23 protein-coding genes are annotated in these 18035 nt (G+C 67.5%); 15 read left to right on the top strand and 8 right to left on the bottom strand.

The features are described 5' to 3' along the window. Positions 1-44 precede the first annotated feature (44 nt). Complete coding sequence (locus AB0M65_RS19805; protein ID WP_364029229.1) at positions 45-1496, bottom strand: amidase; 1452 nt, start codon at positions 1494-1496, stop codon at positions 45-47. 298 nt (positions 1497-1794) lie between these two features. Beyond that, positions 1795-2274, bottom strand: a complete 480-nt coding sequence (locus tag AB0M65_RS19800) for a MarR family winged helix-turn-helix transcriptional regulator (protein WP_364029227.1) — start codon at positions 2272-2274, stop codon at positions 1795-1797. A 112-nt stretch (positions 2275-2386) separates the two neighbouring features. Between AB0M65_RS19800 and AB0M65_RS19795 the strand changes: the two genes are divergently transcribed. Next, entirely contained in the window at positions 2387-3469 is a 1083-nt protein-coding gene (locus tag AB0M65_RS19795) for an epoxide hydrolase family protein (protein ID WP_364029225.1), read from the top strand. Positions 3470-3575: 106 nt separating this feature from the next. On the opposite strand, the gene AB0M65_RS19790 is transcribed toward AB0M65_RS19795, so the two are convergent. Continuing rightward, complete coding sequence (locus AB0M65_RS19790; RefSeq protein ID WP_364029223.1) at positions 3576-4283, bottom strand: GntR family transcriptional regulator; 708 nt, start codon at positions 4281-4283, stop codon at positions 3576-3578. 126 nt (positions 4284-4409) lie between these two features. On the opposite strand from AB0M65_RS19790, the gene AB0M65_RS19785 reads away from it, so the two are divergent. The 11 genes from AB0M65_RS19785 (at position 4410) to AB0M65_RS19735 (ending at position 12306) form a co-directional block, all read left to right on the top strand. Beyond that, complete coding sequence (locus AB0M65_RS19785) at positions 4410-5393, top strand: phosphoglycerate dehydrogenase (RefSeq protein ID WP_364029221.1); 984 nt, start codon at positions 4410-4412, stop codon at positions 5391-5393. Beyond that, entirely contained in the window at positions 5390-6187 is a 798-nt protein-coding gene (locus AB0M65_RS19780) for a TIM barrel protein (protein ID WP_364029219.1), read from the top strand. Before AB0M65_RS19785 ends, AB0M65_RS19780 begins: the two co-directional genes overlap by 4 nt. After that, positions 6184-6792 carry a hypothetical protein gene (locus AB0M65_RS19775; protein WP_364029217.1) on the top strand — a complete coding sequence of 203 codons (609 nt, stop codon included), beginning with the start codon at positions 6184-6186 and terminating at the stop codon, positions 6790-6792. The genes AB0M65_RS19780 and AB0M65_RS19775 overlap by 4 nt, the downstream gene beginning before the upstream one ends. Beyond that, complete coding sequence (otnK, locus tag AB0M65_RS19770; RefSeq protein WP_364029215.1) at positions 6789-8024, top strand: 3-oxo-tetronate kinase; 1236 nt, start codon at positions 6789-6791, stop codon at positions 8022-8024. The genes AB0M65_RS19775 and otnK overlap by 4 nt, the downstream gene beginning before the upstream one ends. Next, complete coding sequence (gene otnC, locus AB0M65_RS19765) at positions 8021-8668, top strand: 3-oxo-tetronate 4-phosphate decarboxylase (RefSeq protein WP_364029213.1); 648 nt, start codon at positions 8021-8023, stop codon at positions 8666-8668. The genes otnK and otnC overlap by 4 nt, the downstream gene beginning before the upstream one ends. Further along, positions 8665-9342, top strand: coding sequence for a substrate-binding domain-containing protein (locus AB0M65_RS19760; RefSeq protein ID WP_364029211.1), 678 nt, complete (start codon positions 8665-8667; stop codon positions 9340-9342). Before otnC ends, AB0M65_RS19760 begins: the two co-directional genes overlap by 4 nt. A gap of 96 nt (positions 9343-9438) precedes the next feature. Further along, positions 9439-10785 (top strand): TRAP transporter large permease subunit, encoded by a 1347-nt coding sequence (locus tag AB0M65_RS19755; protein ID WP_364029209.1) that lies wholly within the window; start codon positions 9439-9441, stop codon positions 10783-10785. Positions 10786-10802: 17 nt separating this feature from the next. Next, the gene (locus AB0M65_RS19750) at positions 10803-11042 is read left to right on the top strand and encodes a hypothetical protein (protein WP_364029207.1); all 240 of its coding nucleotides are present in this window, start codon (positions 10803-10805) and stop codon (positions 11040-11042) included. 123 nt (positions 11043-11165) lie between these two features. Next, a complete protein-coding gene (locus tag AB0M65_RS19745; RefSeq protein WP_364029205.1) occupies positions 11166-11489 on the top strand; it encodes a hypothetical protein in 324 nt (107 codons plus the stop codon). Between the two features lie 173 nt (positions 11490-11662). Next, positions 11663-11983 (top strand): hypothetical protein, encoded by a 321-nt coding sequence (locus tag AB0M65_RS19740; protein WP_364029203.1) that lies wholly within the window; start codon positions 11663-11665, stop codon positions 11981-11983. Continuing rightward, the gene (locus tag AB0M65_RS19735; protein WP_364029201.1) at positions 11980-12306 is read left to right on the top strand and encodes a hypothetical protein; all 327 of its coding nucleotides are present in this window, start codon (positions 11980-11982) and stop codon (positions 12304-12306) included. Before AB0M65_RS19740 ends, AB0M65_RS19735 begins: the two co-directional genes overlap by 4 nt. 45 nt (positions 12307-12351) lie before the next feature. Here the strand turns inward: AB0M65_RS19735 and AB0M65_RS19730 are convergent, their stop codons facing one another. Beyond that, a complete protein-coding gene (locus AB0M65_RS19730) occupies positions 12352-13137 on the bottom strand; it encodes a PRC and DUF2382 domain-containing protein (protein WP_364029199.1) in 786 nt (261 codons plus the stop codon). A gap of 868 nt (positions 13138-14005) precedes the next feature. On the opposite strand from AB0M65_RS19730, the gene AB0M65_RS19725 reads away from it, so the two are divergent. Further along, positions 14006-14536, top strand: a complete 531-nt coding sequence (locus AB0M65_RS19725; RefSeq protein WP_364029197.1) for a phosphatase PAP2 family protein — start codon at positions 14006-14008, stop codon at positions 14534-14536. On the opposite strand, the gene AB0M65_RS19720 is transcribed toward AB0M65_RS19725, so the two are convergent. The 4 genes from AB0M65_RS19720 to AB0M65_RS19705 all read right to left on the bottom strand — a co-directional run bounded on the left by AB0M65_RS19720 (position 14523) and on the right by AB0M65_RS19705 (position 15844). Next, entirely contained in the window at positions 14523-14693 is a 171-nt protein-coding gene (locus AB0M65_RS19720; protein WP_364029195.1) for a YegP family protein, read from the bottom strand. The genes AB0M65_RS19725 and AB0M65_RS19720 overlap by 14 nt on opposite strands. A gap of 69 nt (positions 14694-14762) precedes the next feature. Beyond that, entirely contained in the window at positions 14763-15044 is a 282-nt protein-coding gene (locus AB0M65_RS19715; protein WP_364029193.1) for a DUF4235 domain-containing protein, read from the bottom strand. A gap of 3 nt (positions 15045-15047) precedes the next feature. After that, the gene (locus AB0M65_RS19710; RefSeq protein WP_364029192.1) at positions 15048-15554 is read right to left on the bottom strand and encodes a DUF3618 domain-containing protein; all 507 of its coding nucleotides are present in this window, start codon (positions 15552-15554) and stop codon (positions 15048-15050) included. A gap of 2 nt (positions 15555-15556) precedes the next feature. Continuing rightward, entirely contained in the window at positions 15557-15844 is a 288-nt protein-coding gene (locus AB0M65_RS19705) for a phage holin family protein (protein WP_364029190.1), read from the bottom strand. Between the two features lie 477 nt (positions 15845-16321). On the opposite strand from AB0M65_RS19705, the gene AB0M65_RS19700 reads away from it, so the two are divergent. After that, positions 16322-16762 carry a hypothetical protein gene (locus tag AB0M65_RS19700; RefSeq protein WP_364029188.1) on the top strand — a complete coding sequence of 147 codons (441 nt, stop codon included), beginning with the start codon at positions 16322-16324 and terminating at the stop codon, positions 16760-16762. A 266-nt stretch (positions 16763-17028) separates the two neighbouring features. Then, a complete protein-coding gene (locus tag AB0M65_RS19695; protein ID WP_364029186.1) occupies positions 17029-17937 on the top strand; it encodes an alpha/beta hydrolase in 909 nt (302 codons plus the stop codon). The last annotated feature ends 98 nt before the right edge of the window (positions 17938-18035 follow it).

Genomic DNA, 18035 nt, shown 5'->3' with positions numbered 1-18035 from the left:
ACGCAGGTCAGCCCACGTGGGCAAGGCCACAATCGGGAGACATCCTACTTCGGTGCCCGGAAACCGCCGATCTCCTGCTCGAGCAGCTCGGCCAGCCGCAGCGGGGTGCGATCCTCGAACATCGGACCGATGAGCTGCACACCCACCGGCAGGCCTTCGGGGGACCGGCCCGCGGGTATGGCGGTGGCGGGCAGCCCGGGCATGGTGGCCAGGCCCGCCCAGACGACCTGGTCTAAGTACGGATACTCGACGCCGTCGATGTCGACGCGCCGTACCAGCAGATTGGGTTCGTGGTCGTGCGGGAACGCGGGCGTCGGCGTGATCGGGCACACCACGGCGTCGAACTCGGCGAAGAACTCACGCCAGCCGTGGCGGTGGAGTTCGCGGTGGTTGTTCGCCTCGAGCCAGTCGCGGTGACTGAACACCATGGCGCGTAGCCGGTCGGCCTCAAGACTCCGGTCGTCCGCGCTCAGTCCGGCGGCGAGGGTCCGCACCTGCTCGTACGACTCGACGGGAAAACGCGCCACGGAGCCCGAAATCAGCAACTGCGTGTAGAGGGTGGCGGCTTCGGCCAGATCAGGCAGCAGCGGAGTGTGCCGTTCGACGCGGGCGCCGCCGTCGACGAGCGCGTCGGCCACCCGGTTCACGCCCGCCCGCACCGCGGACCCGGTCGGAATGAGCGGATGCCCGTCGAGGACCAAGACCCGGAAATCGGACAGCCGCTCATGGCGGGCGGGCGGCAGCGCCAAACGGTACGCCACGCCCCGCGTCAGCGGGTCCGGCCCGGCCATCACGTCGAGCAGGAGCGTGAGGTCGCGAGCGGTACGCGCCATCGGACCGACGACGGCGAGGTCGAGATCGGTCGGCAAGGCAGGTTCGGACGGCGCGACCATACCGCGGTTGGCCGCCAGTCCGAGTGTCGGCTTGTGCGCGTAGATCCCGCAGAAATGCGCCGGGGTCCGCAGCGAACCGGCGATGTCGGAGCCGATGGACAGCGCGCCGAACCCGGCCGCCAGCGCCGCCGCCGACCCGCCGGAGGATCCACCCGACGTGCGACCGTGATCCCACGGGTTGCTGGTGGTGCCGTAGATGTCGTTGAAGCTCTGGATATCCTGCAGCCCCAACGGCACATTGGTCTTGCCGAGCACCACCGCGCCCGCGGCCTTGAGCCGCGACACCTGCACCGCGTCCTCGGCAGGCAGGTAGTCCCGATGCGGCGGCATGCCCCAGGTCGTGGGCAGCCCGGCGATGTCGTACGACTCCTTGACCGTCACCGGAACGCCGAGCAACGGCCGGTCCTCGCCGCGGGCGCGTGCCTGATCGGCCCGGTGCGCGGCGGCCCGCGCACGGTCGAAGTCCGGCACGCAGATCGCGTTGATCACCTCGTCGTCGCGCTCGATACGGGCGATCGCCTGGTCGGTCAGTTCCACCGAGGTCACTTCACCGGTACGCAACGCGGCAACGAGTTCTTCGGCCGATCGAAAATTCCATCCCATGCAGACGACGCTATCGGCCTGCTTTCGGGGGCATAAAACGCCGCTTCGCACAACGGAAAGCACCTTCACCGGCGAAGTCACGCACTCGTTCCGCCATCGAAAACGGTCCCACCCCAGGTCACAGGGTCGGACGTGGGCCGACTCCACCAGCACAGGACAGCAAATGCCGCCTCGCGCAACGGGATGGATGTCTCAAATGCCCCCGCGGCGAAATCGTGCGTCACCGAGGCGTGCTTAAAGGCGGAACTCGCGTGCTTGAAGCCGGAACTCGCGTGCTTGGAGGCGGAACTCGCGTGTGCTAGTTGAGCCAAGCCCCGTCCGGGGCGCCGGTGCGCCGGTTGTGGTGCTCCAGCAGTTTCGACAGCAGGTCGGTCAGCCGCTGCCGCTCCTCGGGGGACAGCGGTGCCAGCAGTTCGTCCTGACGGTCGGCCAGTTGTTTCGCCAGCCGCCGCAGCCGCCGTTTACCCGCGGTGGTCAGCGAGACGATGTTGCGCCGCCGATCGGCGGGATCCGGGGCGCGCTCGACCAGCCCACCCTCGGCGAGCTCGTTGATCGTCGCGACCATTTCACTCACGTGGATCCCGCTCCGGCGGCCCAGCGCGGCCTGGCTGGCCGGGCCGAACTCCTCCAGCGTCGCCAGCACCCGGTAGTGGTAGCCGCGCGCGTGGACGGCCGAGAACCCGTCTGTCACCAGGCGATGCGCGTGGTTGGCGGTCTGTGTGAGCAGCCAAGTGGGCAGGCCTTGCCACCGGGCGGACTCCTCGGACGAGTTCTCCATGTGACGAGTCTAACGAATCGTTTGGTGACCGAACGATTGCGGTATCGTTTGGAGACCAAACGTTAGGTGCCTGAACATTCAGGCACCGAATGAACTTCCTGGAGCCGGGACCATGATCAAGCCTTTCCACATCGACATCCCCCAAGCGGATCTCGACGACCTCAACGACCGGCTGTCCCGCACCCGCTGGCCCAACGAGGTCGCCGACGCCGGCTGGGACTACGGCTTCCCACTGGCACGCCTCAAGGAACTGGCCGAGTACTGGCGCACCGGCTACGACTGGCGCGCACAGGAAGCCGCCCTCAACGAGCTTCCACACTTCACCACCGAGATCGAAGGCCAGAACATCCACTTCGTCCACGTCCGGTCCACGAAGCCGGACGCGCTCCCCCTGGTCCTCACCCATGGCTGGCCCGGTTCGTTCCTGGAATTCCTCGACGTGATCGAGCCACTGTCACAGGACTTCCACCTGGTGATCCCCTCCATCCCGGGCTACGGCTTCTCCGGGCCGACCCACGAACGCGGCTGGGACATCGTCCGGATCGCGCGAGCATGGGCCGAGCTGATGCGCAGACTCGGCTACGAGCGCTACGGCGCACAGGGCGGCGACTTCGGCTCCGGAATCTCGACGACACTCGGCGCGGTGGCACCCGAAGAGGTCGTCGGCGTGCACGTCAACTACCTGCCGACCCGGCCGGACCCGGACGCCGGCGTCAAACTGTCCGAAGAGGACGAAAGGCGGCTGACCAAGGTCCGTCAGCTGATGACGAATCGCCCGCCGTACCAGGCGTTGCAAGCCGCCACCCCGCAGACCATCGGCTACGCGCTGACCGACTCGCCGGTCGGCCAGCTGGTCTGGATCGCCGAACGCTTCGCACAGTGGACCGATCCCCGCTCACCGATCGGCGACGACCGGATGCTCACCGACATCTCGCTGTACTGGCTGACGGCAACCGCGGCCTCCTCCGGACGTCTGCACCACGACACTCCACGAGGCGCCGAGCCGTGCCCGGTCCCCCTCGGCGTGGCGGTGTTCGCGCACGACATCACGCGGTCGGTGCGACCGCTGGCCGAGCGGCTGTACGACATCAGGCACTGGTCGGAGTTCGATCGCGGCGGTCACTTCGCCGCGATGGAGGTGCCGGACCTGCTCGCCGCGGACATCCGGGACTTCTTCCTCACCCTGCTCAAGTAGACAGGGCGCGGACCTAGAGTCCCGCACTCTATGCGGGTTCTATCAAGATTAATTTCGTGTTTTTGAACATTGCCTCGATGAATAGGGCGTTATACACCTGAAGTGGTCAGCGACCAGCGGGAAGTTCCGCGGCCTCGACGGACTTCCGGTCCTCCAGGACGCGTTGCTTCGCGTTCTCGATGTGACGGCGCATGCGGGAGGCGGCTTCGTCCGCCTCCCCCGCCACCAGGGCTTCGTAGACGGCACGGTGCTCCTCCGCCGCCAGCCCGGGAGCTCCCCTGGCCGATCCGAGCTTCGCGAAGAACCTGAACCGTTGCACCTGTCCCCCGAGTGACCGGTAGGCCTTCTCCAGGAACGGATTGTCCGCCTGAGCGGCGATGAGCAGGTGGAACCGCTCGTCGATGGTCCAGTACGCGCTGAAGACCTCGGTGTCCGGCGACGTGGCCGCGCGTGCGAGGTCGTCAACGCTCTCGATGACCTCGCTCAAAAACTCGGGCGTCGTCCGGCGTGCCGCTTCGTAGGCGAGCGCGGGTTCGAGGACCAACCGGGCGTCCATCAGCTTGATCAGCTCGAACTCGGTGAGCAGCGGGGCGACCCGGTAGCCCTTGAGCGCCTCACGGCGGACGAGCCCGGTGTGCTCCAGCCGCGCCAGCGCCTCCCGGAGCGGGGTCTGGCTGACGTCGAGTTCCCGTGACAGCGCACCGATGTTGACCGGCTCGCCCGCCGACCATCGGCCGTCGGTGAACTGACCGAGCAGCACCTCGTACATCCGGTCGGCGAGCGGCTGCCGACCGGACTTCCGCGGGGAAGCCATGTGTCCCTCCTTAGTCGCCTCACGATATCCCGCGCGTCAGGGAGCCTTGATCTTGCCTCGCTATAGTATTGACATGAATCCTATAGTATTCCCAACAGGCAGCTTCGAACAGGAGAAACAACCCCGATGACCCAGCGCGTACTCGTGACGACCTCGTACCTGAAGCCCGGCGGCGAGGTCGATCAACTGCTCTCGGACGCGGGCTTCGAGACCGTCTTCACCACCCCAGCGCAGCGCGAGGCCGACCGCACTCCCCTGTCCGACCTCGTCCGCGACGCCGACGGGATCGTCGCGGGGACCGACGCCTTCACCGCCGACGTCATCGAGGCCGCGACGCGGCTCAAGGTGTTCGGCCGCTGCGGCGTCGGCTACGACAACATCGACCTCGACGCGGCGACCCGGTGCGGCGTGGCCGTCACCTACACCCCCGGCGCCAACCGCCGGTCGGTCGCCGAGCACGTCCTGGCGCTCATGCTCAACTGCGCCAGGCTGATCCCGCAGAACATCGCGAGTGTCCGGGCGGGACGCTGGGAACAACGCAGCGGCCGCGAACTGGACGGCGCCGTGCTCGGCCTAGTCGGGCTCGGCTCGATCGGCAAAACCGTCGCACGCCTGGCGCTGTCACTCGGGATGCGTGTCCTGGCCCACGATCCGTACCTGGACCAGGGCTTCCTGACCGAGACCGGTGTCGAAGGGCGCACCTTCGACGAAGTACTGGCCGAGGCCGACTTCCTGAGCTTGCACATCTTCCTCGACGACTCCACCCGTCACCTGATCGACGCGGCCGCGCTGCGGAAGGTCAAGCCCGGTGCCTTCCTGATCAACACGGCCCGCGGGGAAGTGGTGGACGAGGAAGCCCTCGCCCACGCCCTGGAGAACGGCACGCTGGCCGGCGCGGCGCTGGACGTGCTCGCCGAAGAGCCGTTGCCGCTCGACAGCAGGCTGCGTGGGTTCGACAACGTCCTGGTCACCGCGCATATCGGGGCCGCGACCGAACAGGCACGGTCCCGCTCCAGCCTGATGGCCGCCCGCCAGGTGATCGACGCCCTGCGAGGACGGTCCCCCGGCAACCTCGTCAATCCCGAACACGCCGGGCCGGCGTGCCGATGATCCTCCACAATGGACTCCGCCTGGACGCCAACCTCAAGTGGCTGTTCACGGAACTCCCCTTCGAAGGGCGCTTCGACGCGGCCGCCGCGGCGGGCTTCACCGCCGTCGAGTACGCCTCGCCGTACCCCTTCCCCGCCGCCACCCTGACCCGGCGCCTCGCCGACGCGGGCCTGACCCAGATCCTCGTCAACTCTCCCACCGGCGAGCCCGGCTCCCCCGAACGTCTCGGCTACGCGTGCCTGCCCGGCCGCGCCGCCAAGTTCCGCGAGGGCGTCGAACTCGGCCTGGAGTACGCCGTGGCCTTGGGCAGCGCCTTCCTGCACCTGCCCGCCGGGATCCGGCCCGCGGACGTCTCCCGCGACCGCGCCTTCGCGCAGTACGTCGCGAACATCGCGTGGGCCGCGGACCTCGCACGCGGAACCGGGATCCGGCTTTTGCTGGAAGCACAGAACAAGCAGGACGCACCCGGCTTCCTCCTGGACGACCAGTCGCACGCGGCCGCCGTTGTCGACGCCATCGGTGAGGACCACGTGCGCCTGCTTTTCGACGTCTATCACGCGTCCATCGACGAGAAGGACGTCCTGACGGCGCTCCGGGAGTTCCTCCCCCGGACCGCGCACGTGCAGATCGCCGACTCGCCCGGCCGGGCCGAACCCGGTACCGGCGTCGTCCGCTGGCCCGACGTCTTCAGCACCCTGAAATCCGAGGGTTACGAAGGCTGGATCGGCTGCGAGTACCAGCCCGCCACCACCACCGAAGCGGGTCTGAACTGGATCAAGGAGCAGGTCCGATGAACCCGCGCATCGCGCTGATCAGCGCCACCCCCGCCGCGATCCCGCCTGCCGTGAACGCGTTGGCGACGGGCTTCCCGCGGGCCCAGCCGTGGAACATCCTTGACGACCGGCTGCTGGCCGACGTCGGGCCGGACGGCCGGACCCCCGCGCTGGACGACCGCATGCGCCATCTCATCGACTACGCCGTCACCGGTGGCGCCGACGGCGTCCTGCTCACCTGCTCGCTCTACGGCGAGGTCACCAAACAGGTCGACGCGCCGGTCCCGCTCCTGGCCCCGGACGAAGCCGCGTTCGACGACGCGTTGTCCAGCGGTCACACCAGGATCCTCGTGGTCGCCTCGCTGGCCTCGGCGCTGGCCGACTCGACGGCGCGCTTCGCACAGGCGGCCCGCGACAAGGGGATCACCGTCGAGGTCGGCGGGGTGCTCGCGCCGGACAAGCTCGTCGAGACCCCTCAGGCGGAGACCGGCGCCTGGGACCTTGTCCTGCTGGCCCAGTACTCGCTGGCTCCACGGGCCGAGGAACTGTCTTCCGCGCTCGGCCTGCCGGTCGTGTCCGGACCCCGCAGCGCCGCGAAGAGGCTGAAGGCGGTGATCGGCGGATGACGGGTGTGCTCGGCGCGATCGCCGACGACTTCACCGGCGCGACCGACGTCGCGGTCGCCTTCCGCCGGGGCGGCCTGCGGACTCTGCTGTTCTTCGGCGTACCGCCCGAGACCGAGGAACCACCCGCGCACGACGCCGTGGTGATCGCGCTCAAGAGCCGCTCCATCCCGGTCGCCGACGCGGTCTCGTTGTCGATGAAAGCGTTGCGGTGGCTGCGAAACCGGGACGCGGAGCAGATCTACTTCAAGTACTGCTCCACTTTCGACTCGACACCGCGGGGCAATATCGGCCCGGTTCTCGACGCGCTGTCACAGGCCCTGCCGCCCGGAACGGTGGTGACGACGCCGAGTTCGCCGGAGCACGGGCGCACGCAGTACCAGGGCTACCTGTTCGTCGGCGACACCCTGCTGGCCGAGTCGCCGATGCGCGACCATCCCGCGACGCCGATGACGGATTCGCATCTGCCCCGCCTGCTGCGAGCCCAGACCGACACGCCGGTAGCCCTGATCAAGCACGACGTCGTCCGCCGAGGCGAAGCCGCCGTACGCGAAGCGATGGCGACCGGCGGCTACGTCCTCGCCGATGCTTTGACGGAAGAGGATCTGCGGCTGCTGGGGCGGATCGCGGTGGACTCGCCCCTCGTCGCCGGCGCGGCGGGACTGGCTGCCGGGCTCGCTGTCGCCCGGGCGTCCACCGCCCCCTCGCCCGCCGCCGCACGGACACCGACCGGTCCCGCCGCGGTGCTGTCCGGCAGTTGTTCGGCGCGAACGCTGGAGCAGGTCGCCGTCATGAGGCGGCTCGGCCGTCCTGCCCACCGCCTGGACCCGGTCAAGACACCGGATCCCGACGATCTCGCGACGGGCGCGCTGACCTGGTACGACTCCCTGACCGGCGGCGACTCGCCGTTGATCTATTCGTCACTGAGTCCGGCGGAGCTCAAACGCACTCAAGAGGTATTGGGCGTCGCGAGGTCGGCTGAAATTTTGGAGAGGGCGACCGGGCTCATCGCCGCCGGCCTCGCCGAACGCGGGGTGCGCCGACTCGTCGCGGCGGGCGGCGAGACCTCCGGGGCGATCGTCACCGCACTCGGCGTCCGCGGCGGTGTCATCGGGGCCGAAGCGGCACCCGGGGTGCCCTGGATCCACCCCGTCGACGAACGTCATCCCGCGTTGTTGCTCAAGTCGGGCAACTTCGGCGACCCGGGCCTCCTCGCGACGGCGTCCGGCTCATGAGCGGCGACCGGCTCCCCCGCGAACGCGTCATCGCCGCGGCCCGTTCCCTCTACGACCGAGGGCTCACCCACGGCCGCACGGGCAATATCTCAGTGCGCTACGGCGAGCAGATCCTCGTCACGCCCACCGGGGCCTGCCTCGGCACCCTACGGCCGGGAGACCTGTCGGTCGTGGACGCCGACGGACAGCACCTCGCCGGGCCCCCGCCGTCCAAAGAGGCGTTCTTTCACGCGATCGTGTTGCGGCAACGGCCATCCGCGAACGCCGTCGTGCACACCCACTCGACGTACTCCGCGGCCGTCTCGTGCCTGGACGGCCTCGATCCGGACGATGCCATCCCGCCGCTGACCGCGTATTTCGCGATGCGGGTCGGCCGCCTCCCCCTGCTCCCCTACCACCCACCGGGCGACCCCGGCGTCGCCGAGCCGATCGCTCGCGCCGCCTTCGACCATCCGGCGCTGCTGCTCGCCAACCACGGCCCGGTGGTCGCCGGGACGAGCCTCGACGCCGCTATGGACGCACTCGAAGAACTCGAGCACACCGCGGAGATCTTCCTGCTGTTGAAGGGTCTCTCCCCTCGTCCGCTGACCGATCGGCAGCGCGACGCCCTCCATACCCCACCCGTTCGAAGGGAAAACCCATGACCACCCGGCTCAGCCTCTTCAGCGCTCTCTCGGTGAAGAAGGCACTCGACGAAGTCCTGCTGCCCGCGTTCACCCAGGCCGAACTCGACGTCACGTTCGATCCCACGACGATCCTGGTCAAGAAGATCGGCGAGGGCGCCAAACCCGACGTCGTGATCGCCGTGAGCGACGCCTTCACCGAACTGGCCGCCGCCGGCGCGGTCACCCCCGACTCCCGTGTCGTGCTGGCGAAGAGCGGCATCGGCATCGCGACCGCGCCGGAACTGGACAGTCCCGACATCGGCACCGTTGACGCCCTGCGCACCGCTCTGACCTCGGCGCGCTCGGTCGCCTACTCGCGCAGCGGGGCGAGCGGCATCTACTTCGCCCGGCTGATCCAGGACCTGGGCATCGCCGACGAGGTGAACGCGCGAGCCACCATCGTCGAGAAGGGCTTCACGGCACTCGCCATCACCGACGGCCGTGCCGACCTCGCCGTCCAGCAGGTCAGCGAACTGAAGTTCGTCCCACAGGCCCGGATCATCGGCCCGCTCCCCGACGGGGCCCAGCACTACAGCGAACTCTCGGCCGCACTCGGCTGCTCGGCGCCACCCGAAGCCGCGGACCTGCTGCGTTTCCTCTCCGGCCCGGAGGCGAAGGCCGCCTACCGCGACGCCGGCCTCATCACCGGCTGATCCCTCCCCCACCGGATCTCCCTCTCTGCCAATGACGTCACCGGAGGCACTCCCCATGCGATCCTTACCCCACCACCTGCCACAAAGGACACTCAGATGAACGCGATCCTGGCTCTCATCGCGTTCATCGGCGCCATCGTCGTGTGGAACGCGGTCTTCAAACGCAACATCGGCGAAGCGATGGTGGTCGGCTTTCTCGTCACCGCCGCCTTCGCGGGCACGGATTTCTTCGCCGTCGCCTGGGAAAGCCTCGTCGACGGGCTGAAATCCGAAATCACCTTCGCCGCGCTGGCGTTCGTCTTCGTCAGCGAACTGCTGACCAGGACCGGGCTGGTGCAGCGGATGGTCAACATCCTCAGCTCGTTCCTCGGCAGGCGGCGGGGTGGATCGGCCTACGCGGCGACCGTCGCGTCCGGACTGTTCGGCGCGGTCGCCCACAACGGCGCCGCGATCGTGGCCACCGTCGGCTCCATCACCATCCCCTGGATGAAGCGGTCCAAGGCGAGCGGTGAGACCGCGGCGCTCGTGCTGTCCGGGAACGCCGGTGTCGGCGCCACCTTCCCCTTCAGTGGCGCGTTCTTCATCCTGCTGGCCGCGCCGACCGTGGTGCCGGTGCTCAGCGCGGGCGACATCGTCGCGACGATCTTCGTCACCGGCGCGTGGATGGTCGGGATGCGGCTGCTCGTGGCGTACGTCATCGTGAAGCGGCGCGGTGTCCAGGCGATGGAACCGCAGGACATCCACCCGCTGCGGTCCTCGTTCAAGGTCGGCTGGCCGTCACTGGTCGTCCTCGGCTCGATCGCCGTCCCGATCCTGCTCACCGCCCCGCCGACCGCCGACTTCGTCTCGGCCCGCATCGGCATCGACGCGCCCGACGCGATCCCGCTGCTCATCTGGCTGCCGATCGTCATGCTGCTGGTCGGCCTGCTCGTCGAGCGGAAGGCGCTGCCGAAGGGCCGGGCGCAGTGGTGGGGCCTGTTCGGGGCGGTGGGGCCGAAGCTCGGCCTGGTCGGGGTCACGATGATCTCCGCCTTCGCCGCGTCCAACGTGCTGAAGACACTCGGGCTCGACGATCAGCTCAAGCCCTACCTGGAGGGACTCACCGGAGTCTCCCCACTCGTGGCGGCCATCGTGGTCGGCGTCGTCATCGTGATCGTCGCGGGGCCGCTCAACACCACGTCCACGGTCGCCGCCGTCGGCCCGGTCGCGTTCGCCGCGCTGACCGCCGCCGGTATCCCCCCGCACGTCGCCTTCGCCGCCATCCTCGTGTGGGCGTCGTCGGAGGGATGCTCACCGCCCGGCGCGGCCCCGCTGTACGTCGCGGCGGGCATCGCCGAGATCAACCCGGTGCGGATCTTCGTCCCGGTCGTCCTCTACTACCTGTTGCCCACCTTGGTGTTCGGCGTGCTGATGGCCGTCGGTGTGCTGTGGCTACCCCACTGAACCGGAGCGTGATCCCCATGTATCGGATTCTGCTGGCCGCGACTCGCGTCTGCCTGTTCGCCTTCCTCGTCGGCGGCCTCGCGGTCGTCACCGGGCAGACGATCGGCATCATCGTCGGCTCGGGCCCGCTCGTGACGGCGTTCGGCACCGATGTCGCCGACAACGTCTGCATCGTCTCCGGGATCGCGGGCATCCTGGCGTTTCTTCTGCTCTACACGAAAGAAGGACGGGAGAACGCGCCGGACACCGAGGAATAACGGACGTCGCCAGACGGCTCACGGGTAGGGGTTGTGACAGGTGAGTTCAACATGTCACAATCCCTTCGAAGGCCCGGGCACGCCTGTTCGGGGCACTGGGACACAACTTGATATGGGGGTTTGATGAAATCTCGGACCGCGAAGATCCTGCTCGCCGCGACACTGACGAGTGCCGGATTGTCCATTGCCGTGGCGTCGCCGGCGTCCGCGGCTCCCGCTTACTGCTCTGCCGCGCAGAGCGGAAACGGGGCGTCGGCCTACTGTTACACGTCCGCTTCGGGCACGCAGTACCGGGCAGTGGCCCGCTGCAAGTATCAGACTCCTACCGGCAGCTGGGACTATTCCAACTTCTACAGCGGCTGGGAGAGGCAGGGCGATCCCGGCAGGGCCACCGTGGCTTGCGGCCCCGGGTGGAGTTTCCTCGAGCCCAACGCCCAAACGCGATGACGCTCGTACTGATGCCTTGACACGCGAAGAGCGTTGATCGATCCGATCAGCGCTCTTCGCACCGTCATCTTCGCCACCTGCCAGGCGGCATGCTCCCGGATACGACCGTGGTCGGGCGCCCCTAGCAGTAGTATTCGCGCTTCTGGTCACAATGAAGCCCACGGAGGCGACTGGTGGCACGGGTGGTTGTCGTACACGGAATCGGGCTAGAGTTCGCCGGACCGGAACTGCTGCGCTCAGTGGTCTTCGACCGCCTCATCCCGGCTCCAGTCGGTGAGATGGGTGTCTGGCCGGGCAACGTGCGCCGCTGGACGAACATCGCCGATCAAGGCGACATCGTCGCGCGGCCGAGCCGCTTGGCAGATCGTTTTCCCCACGTGCGGGACAAAACGATCACCAACGGTGTACGAATGCACGACTTACCGCGCTACCTGACGGCACCCTCGACCGGCCGCGTCGTCGCACAGGGTCTCCGGAGCGGTGATACGGCATGAGCCGTCGGTTCTTCATCGCGATCGGCGTCGGCACCTACCGGGACAGCGGTATCGCGGACCTGCCCGGAGCACCCGGTGACGCCGACCGGGTACGTCGGCTGTTCGCCGATCTCGGCTACCGGGAGGCGCTGCCCGATCTGGCGTCCGTCTTCGGCCGGGACATTCCCCATCGGATCGAAACATGGGCACACGAGGTAAGCCTGGACGCCGACGGGCAACTCGTCATCGCGCCGCGCGAGGCCGCGACAACACACACCACACCCATGGAACGGCGAACGAAACCTCATCGTCTCGGCGCGAAGACCTTTCCTTTCAACCCCTGAGTACAGGCAGGGGAGATCGAGGACGGCGAGGAGGCTGGTGGACGCCTACTCGTCGACGACCGTGTTTTGGGGCAGCCGGACACGCTCCACCGCAACGGTTTCCGTTTGCACGAAAGGACGTTCCGCGTAAAGGATCATCTCCCGCTCGATATCTGCGTCATCGCCTCGCCACCCTCCGGATGTCATGTCTGAGCCGGCAATGGGTTCACGCTCCAACCTCACTTCCTCGTGCGTGAACTCAACGGTGACCTGTTGCCGCTCAGTGACCACGTACTTGACCAACCGCATCCGGCCAGTGGGCACCGATTCGGTATCGACGACGAAGTGTTCCTCCGAACGTGTCACCACAGGGTCGTCCATGGGGCGGCCGTACGCCGACCCCAGTGCGTGGCCACGCCGCAGATCGACACTCCCGTCGAGCTGTGCCTGCCGATCCGGCAGCTGGCCACTAGACATGGGCCAGTCGTGTCCCTCGTCCTGTCCCTTCCCCCTGCCGGTGTCCCGGTAGTCTGCGGTAACCGCTAGACCGTAGTGCTGAGTCAAGGCGGCCTGCTCGGCGTCGGTCATCGCGGGTTGCGTCGTATCGACCCCAGGCGCCTGAGCAATCTGTTGCTTGGGAAAGGGGACATGGATTTGCACGTCATGCAACTCGGCGGTGTGCAGCGGCAGTGCGGATTCGTTCAGCCCCAACATACCCATTTGCACCGACGCCCACAGAGGCTGGCCAGTACCATCGGCCAACCACACCGATCCGATGGCACCGACGGTCTCTCCGTAAGTGTCGACAACCTCGCAGCGGAACAAGTGGTCGGCCATGGCCGGGTCGATCATCGTGCGTACCTGTCTTCCGTATGGGAGGAATTGAACCGCAAGGTCAGCGGAGCGGAGACGCGAAACACTTCGACGTGTCTCCTCCGTCGTCACCACCGCAAGAACATGACATCCGGTCGGGCTAGGGATGTACCCACATTTGGCGCCTGTGACACCTCGTCGTGAGGAGGCCGAATGGATTCCGGCAGCAGCGCCCACCCGCACACGCACTGATGTTCGAGCCACTCACAGTCGATGCCCACGGCACCACTCGCGGCGCAGGGGATTGTCGAGCTATTTCTTGATTGTGCTAGCCTGCCGCGCCTGAAGGAGCTCCGACCGTAGGGGGGGCCGCGTCCTGGCACCCGAGTGGTTTCAGTAATAAATGTGCACACCGCCGATTGCCTCGCGGTACTGGTCGACCTTCTCTTGAGTGAGTCGCAATCACTCACGCAACGGGTTCGCGATGTGGCTGATAGAGCCGCTGGCCGGCGTCGAGTGAAGGTGTGGACGCGGAGGAATGGGACATGGACAGCGAGGGACCGAGAGACATCTTTCCTGATCTTCGTTCCCGAGTGCCCGCGATCGCGGTCCGCCTGCCCGCGTTGCGTCGGGATCTCACCGATTGGTCCTATCGCGCCGGCCTCGGGGGTGCACCATGACCCGGCGCACGCGTCTCGCGGCCAAGGCAGGCGAACCTGTCCGCGAGACCAGTCGTGGCTGTTCCTTCACGGACTTGGTTGATGCCGCGAAACAGCAGGGTGCTGTTGCTCGCAAACAGCACTTTTCTGCTTTGGGATCTCGGCGAACCCTTCGGACTGGATTATCGTCATCGGGGCTGATAAGACGAATCGTCTGCGTATCGACAACGGACGAAGAGGGTATGTGAATGAGGATAGAGCAGGTCAACCAGGTGGAGTGCACGGCAGTGGAGGCGTCGCTGTCCCCGTGGGCTCCGCGCCGGGCGGTGGTGTGGTTGTCCACAGCGGCCCGGGGCAGCGCACTGTGGGCAGTGATCGCCGCGGGCCTGGCCACCCGAGCGGGCACGGCCCGGCGCGCCGCGATGCGCGGGATGACCGCGGTGGCGGCGGCATCCGCGGCGGGACATGTGCTCGGCGGGCTGCTCGGGCACCGGCGCCGGCCGCGTGCCGAGCACCTGCCTGCTCGCCAGGCGTTGCCCGAACACCCTGATTCGTCCTCGTTCCCGTCCGCGCACGCCACCGCCGCTGCCGCGTTCACCACCGCGTTATGGCTGGAACACGCGGTGCTGGGAGCGGCGGTGGCGCCACTGGCGGTAGTAGTGGCCTATGGCCGGGTCCGTACCCGAGTGCACTGGCCCACCGACGTCGCCGCAGGAGCGGCGCTGGGCGTGGCCACGGCCCTGCTGACACGCCGGATACCGCTCCTCAGCCCTGAGTGAGGTCATCGATGCCGGCTTCGGCGGCATTGCGTTTAACGGAGTCGATGCCTTTGAGCGCACCGGATTTGGCCTCGTAGGCTTCGCTTCCCACAGCGACGACCTCACCGTTGGCGGCTTTGAGCTGGGACCGGAATTTCCCGGCCGGATCGGTGTACACCTCGACCTTGGCCGCTATGTTTACTCCCTTCCCAGTGGTTTCAACGAATCCGGAATCTTGGTGGCGGTGCTAGTCGTCGGACTTCCCGGAGCGGTCACCGGGCCAGGTACCGGTGATTTTGCGGAACCCCGCCGCCCCGCCCCGGTCGAGGGCGGCTTTCACCAGTCCGAAGACCGCTCCCTGCACTGCGGCGGCGGTCAGGATTTCCCTCCAGCCGCGGTCTTGATCGGTCGCCTCGGGGGCGTCGTCCTCGCCGGTGAGCAGCTTCCACACCTGGGAGAAGACCGCGCCTGCGGCGAGACCGCCCAGGACGCTGATCAGCAAACCCAGCGGCTTGTACAGCAGTTTCACCGGTCATGCCCCCTGCGAGCCTGAGGCCCGCTGACGGCGCGACAGCCGCCCCAGCAGCACGCCCATCACCAGCGCGAGCGCCGCCGTCACCAGCGGCCGTTGCCGCGCTGTTGTCCCCAGCTGTTCGACCCGCTCCCGCGCGGGCGGCGGAAGCTTGTCCAACGCTTCCTGAGCCTTGGCTTGTGCCTGGAGTTTGACCTCCCCGGCTTTGGCCTGCACGGTCTCGGTGGCGTCGTGCACCTTGTCCTTGACTTGACCGGGTACATCCGCCTTGCGCGCCAACTCGTCCACAGTGTCCGCAAGGTCTCCCCGGGTCTCTTCAATGTCACGCCGGATCTCGTCCGGCTCCGTCCGGGGTTTCGCGTTCGACTTGCTTTTCGACTCTGTGCCTGTCGCCGCACGCGGTTGCGGGCTCGGCACGGAACCCGCGGAAGCGGCGGTCGTACCCGCTGACGGTGTCGCCGGCGTCGAGGCGGCCTTGCCGTCCGGCTTACGGGGCGAAGTACTCATCGCTAAAACCCTTCCTTCACGGTCGCGATATCGGTTTTGACACTGCTCACGGCCTCTTCCGGCACCGGCGGAATCCCTCGCTGAACCTGTTTCTTCCCCACCAGCGCCAAGACCCCGGCCACACCGAACAAACCCGCGCCGACACCGACACGTTTGCCCTTCTGCTGTACCTCCGCCACAGCCAACCGCATCTCGTCCCGCACCAGACGAGACAACTGCTCGGATGCATCGCTGATCAACTGCGCGGCCGAGCGGTCCTGCGACAACCGCCCACCGGGGTCGCTGGCCATTACCGTCCTATCTTCCACTCGTACGGGGACACGTCCTTGCCCACACGGCTACCCCTCCTGGGTGGCAGCTAACCCTGGGACGCCTGTGCAATGCCGCCGTCGCAACATGCGCGGGTATCCTGCGATGGCGGGAAAGCTCCCGCTCGTAAGACTGCCCTGCCTCGACGCGCTGCCCCCGGGTGAGTTCGGCGTCGAACTCCGCACCCAGCAGCGCCAGCAGCAGTGAACCGCCCCGGGTTCGGTAGACCTTGATCGGGTGGTGTGACTCCGCTCGCTGCCCGCAAGCGACCCACCATCTGTGTCACCGGCCGGTGTGGGCTCAGGCCGTCGAGAGCACCACGGTGTTCCTCGGCAATCTCAGTCGCGGCTAGAAGGCCGAGAAGGCCAGGTTGGGATCCGACCTGGCTCGTGCGCAACGCGTCTTGGCCGAGATCGACGCCAACAGCGGCACGGCGTCGACGGACGGGGTCTGGAGTTATGGGACGACTCGACCAGCAGACGCGCACGCAGAAGGAAGCCACTATCCGCGCGGCGATGGACCGCCTGTTGCGCGGCGAACTCCCGCCTGGCGGCAAGTGCGACGTCAAGACCCTGGCCGCCAGTGGCATCACCCGCGCTGCGCTCTACAGCACGCACCTGCATCTCAAGGAGGAGTTCGAGCGGCGTCGGGACAAACTGCGCGACACCGGCGTGATCGCCGACCCTCGCGAGCGGCAGATCGAACGACTGAAGGACCAGATCGCCTCGCTAAAGAAGCGCGTCGCCGCCCAGGAACAGCAGAACGCCGACCTCATCAGCTTCCAGGTCCAGGCCGTGTCACGGCTGACTGCTCAGCACGAGGAGATCATCCGGCTTCGGGCTGCGCTGGCGTCTGGCGGTCTCGTCCGCAGCCTGCTGACACCGCGTGGCCAGTTGTGACCAGCCCAGGTCACCCTCGGGCCTTCGCCTTCAGGCGCAGGTGCCCAGGTCCTCCTCGAAGGCCACCGGGTCCTCGATGCCCTGCCTCGTCCAGGACGAGGTTCTGCCGGGCAGTCGACTGCTGGTCGGTCGAGACCCATCGTTTGCCGACAGGATTGGTCAGCTTCGGGGAGCATGCGGCACGGGGGATGCCTAGGAAAAATCCTTCCCATTGCGGACACATCCCACCGGAGGCAATCTCGAAGCAACCGACCAAGGAGTACAGAGTGCAGCGCAAGATCAGCTTTGACCGTGATGGTGTGACCCTGGTGGGCGACCTGTTCACCCCCGACCGCTTCGATGAGAGTGACCGTCACCCGGCTGTGATCGTGCAGGGCTCGTTCACCTCGGTCAAGGAGCAGATGGCCGGGACCTACGCCGAGAAGTTCGCCGGGCAGGGCTTCGTGGCCCTGAGCTTCGACTACGCCCACTACGGCGAGAGCGAGGGTCAGCCGCGTCAGTACGAGTCGCCCGCCGAGAAGCTCAGCGACCTGAAGGCGGCCGTCACCTACCTGACCGAGCTTCCCTACGTGGAGGCCGTCGGCGTGGTCGGCGTCTGCACCTCAGCCAGCAACGCGGTCTACCTCGCCGCGCAGGACCTGCGGGTCAAGGGCCTGGCGACGATCGCCGGATTCGTCGTCAATGAGGACGTGTTCGTCGCCACCTACGGCGAGGACGGCATGGCCACGCGTCGCGAGCAGGCGGCCGCGGCCAGGAAGAAGTACGAGGAGACCGGCGAAGCAACCCTCATCACGGTCTACAGCGAGACCGACAAGAACGCGGCCAACTACATCCCGCACGAAAGTGCCTTCGACTACTACACCAACGAGTCGCGGGGCAACGTCCCGCAGTACAAAAACGAGCTGGACGTCTCGTCGTGGACGAACTGGCTCACCTTCGACGCGCTGGGCCAGGCATCGTCCGTCACCACCCCGACGATCGTCGTGCACTCCGACAACAGCGCCCTGCCCGAAAACGCCAAGAAGCTCCACGAGGCCGTCCAGGGCGCCAAGGAGCTCGTGTGGTCCGATGGAAACCACTACGACTACTACGACTCGCCGAAGCAGATCGACAACGCCGTCGCGAACGTGACCCGCTTCTTCCGCACCCACCTGACCGACGGACAGCCGGCCTGACCCCCTGGGCCCCCACCTGACCCCGCGAGGCGCCGTGTCCCGGGACCGCCCCCCCCGCCCCCCCCCCCCCCACCACGCCGCTCATCGATAGGGGGAAC

The sequence above is a fragment of the Amycolatopsis sp. NPDC051071 genome (assembly GCF_040682875.1).
Lineage (GTDB): Bacteria > Actinomycetota > Actinomycetes > Mycobacteriales > Pseudonocardiaceae > Amycolatopsis.
The sequence above is the reverse complement of the archived record's forward strand: the minus strand, read 5'-3'. Positions and strand labels throughout refer to the sequence as shown.